2 protein-coding genes and 1 pseudogene are annotated in these 2,055 nt (G+C 70.6%); 2 read left to right on the top strand and 1 reads right to left on the bottom strand.

Annotation, left to right across the window (positions count from 1 at the left end):
- Nucleotides 1-1,016, bottom strand: a 1,016-nt coding sequence (locus ACFQ36_RS22340) for a protein kinase (protein WP_377017707.1), incomplete at its 3' end; no start/stop codon positions are given.
- 126 nt (nt 1,017-1,142) lie between these two features.
- Here ACFQ36_RS22340 and lipB point away from each other — a divergent pair.
- Both lipB and ACFQ36_RS22350 read left to right on the top strand, forming a co-directional pair.
- Nucleotides 1,143-1,838, top strand: coding sequence for a lipoyl(octanoyl) transferase LipB (gene lipB / locus ACFQ36_RS22345; RefSeq protein WP_377017709.1), 696 nt, complete (start codon nt 1,143-1,145; stop codon nt 1,836-1,838).
- Nucleotides 1,835-2,055: pseudogene (locus tag ACFQ36_RS22350) on the top strand (lipoyl synthase); the annotation flags it as partial. The gene lipB and the pseudogene ACFQ36_RS22350, both read left to right, overlap by 4 nt.

Consider the following 2,055-nt stretch of genomic DNA (forward strand, 5'->3'; position numbering starts at 1 on the left):
AGCATCCCGACGACGGCAATGCCCAGGCCCACAGCGGCGATGAGGGCGATGCCCGCCAACAGCAGATGGCTCAGGTCCGGCCGCCACCTGCCTGCCCTGAGTCCGCCGGTTCCGCCCGGCTCCGGCTCGGCCAGGTGCCGGAGCCGGGGACGGTTCCGCTGCCCGGCGTCCGGTGGCTGCCGCCGGGTCAGCAACTGAGGCACCACGCTGGGATGGACCGCGCCGGCCAGATCCAGCGGCTCGGCCGGGGCGCAGCGGTACACCCGGCGGGCGAAATCAGCGGCGGACGGCCTGGCGGATGGTTCATCGTCCAGGGCCTCCTCCAGGACCGCCACCAGCTCGGCAGGCACGCCCGGACAGAGAATACCCAGCGGCGGCCTGGCCTCGGTGGCCGCCGGAACCCGTCCGGTCAACCCGTACCAGCCAAGCGCGCCCAGGGCGTAGATGTCTGCTGCAGGTCCGGCTGGTTCCGAGGCCGGCTGGAAGCCGGGCGTGGCAGCCTGCCGGAGGGGTGCCGAACCGGCGACCCTGCCCGCTTCCAGGTCCGCCAGCAGGGGCTTGCCGACGGCAGTGAAGAGCACGTTGCCCGGCGAGACGTCTCCGTGGCTGACCCCCTGCGCGTGGAGGAAGGCCAGGACCTGCCCCAGCGGCGTCAGGACGGTGACCGCCTCGCCGGCAGTGAGCGGACCGCGGGCCGCCACCAGCGCGGCCAGCGAGCCGCCCGCCGCGAAGGTCAGCAGCAGTCCCGGGCCCAGGCTGGTCGCCACCTGGCGGTGGGCCCGCACCAGATGCTCGTGCTCCAGGCGGGCCAGCAGCACCAGCTCCCCGTCCAGCCCGCCGCCGCCCGGCCGGACTGCCGGACGATAGACCTTGAGCGCATACTCCGTGCCGTCGTCGTCCCTGGCCAGCCAGGCCGACGCCGAGGCCCCGCTGCCAAGCCAACGCACAACCTCCAGTCCCTCGACCTCGGGCCGCGGTGGTTCGGGACCGGCGGGTCCGGGCTGCTGTCCATCCATGGAACTTTGTTTACACCCTCCGCGGCCGGGGTGCAGAAGTTATCCACAGCCGCGCAGATCTGCCCGTTGGTACACAATTGCCGGCCCGAATGGAGTCTGCGGGAGGCCGGGGCGTAGGCTTGGCCCATGACTCTTGAGTTTTCCCGGGTGGGATTTGCCCCCGATTACGTTGACTACGAAGAGGGCTGGGCGCTACAGCGCCGCATCCATGAAGAAGTAGTCGCCGGCACCACACCCAGCACGGTGCTGCTGCTCGAACATGCCTCGGTGTACACCGCAGGCAAACGCACCGAAGACCATGAACGTCCGCTGGACGGTACGCCGGTGGTCAACGTGGACCGCGGCGGCAAGCTGACCTGGCACGGCCCCGGGCAGCTGGTCGGCTACCCGATCGTCGCCCTTCCGGACCCCACCAGGGTCGCCGACTACGTGGACATCCTGGAGCAGGTGCTGATCAACGTGCTGGCCGCCTACGGCATCACGGGCACCCGGATCGAGGGACGTTCCGGCGTCTGGATCGAGGCCGACGGGAAGGGGCCGGCACGCAAGATCGCGGCCATCGGCATCCGGGTCAACCGCCGCGTCACCATGCACGGCTTCGCGCTGAACTGCAGCAATGACCTGGCCCCGTACTCGCAGATCATCGCCTGCGGCATCACCGACGCCGGCTCCACCACCATCGAGGCCGAAACCGGCCAGAAGGTGCTTCCCGCCGAGATCGCGGACCGGGTGGAAGAGGAACTGCGCAAATTCGAGGCACGGCTGGCCAAGGACCCCGCCACGTCCCCGGCCGCCGCTTCCCCGGAAGGAGCCCTGCTGTGACCCTGGCACCCGAAGGCCGGCGCCTGCTGCGCGTCGAGGCCCGCAACGCCGCCACCCCGGTCGAACGCAAGCCGGACTGGATCAGGGCCAGGGTCAACATCGGCCCCGAGTACGTCGGGCTGAAGAACCTGGTCCAGGCCGAAGGCCTGCACACCGTGTGCGAGGAGGCCGGCTGCCCCAACATCTTCGAATGCTGGGAGGACCGCGAGGCCACCTT

This window comes from Arthrobacter sp. GCM10027362, from assembly GCF_042679445.1.
Classification (GTDB): domain Bacteria; phylum Actinomycetota; class Actinomycetes; order Actinomycetales; family Micrococcaceae; genus Crystallibacter.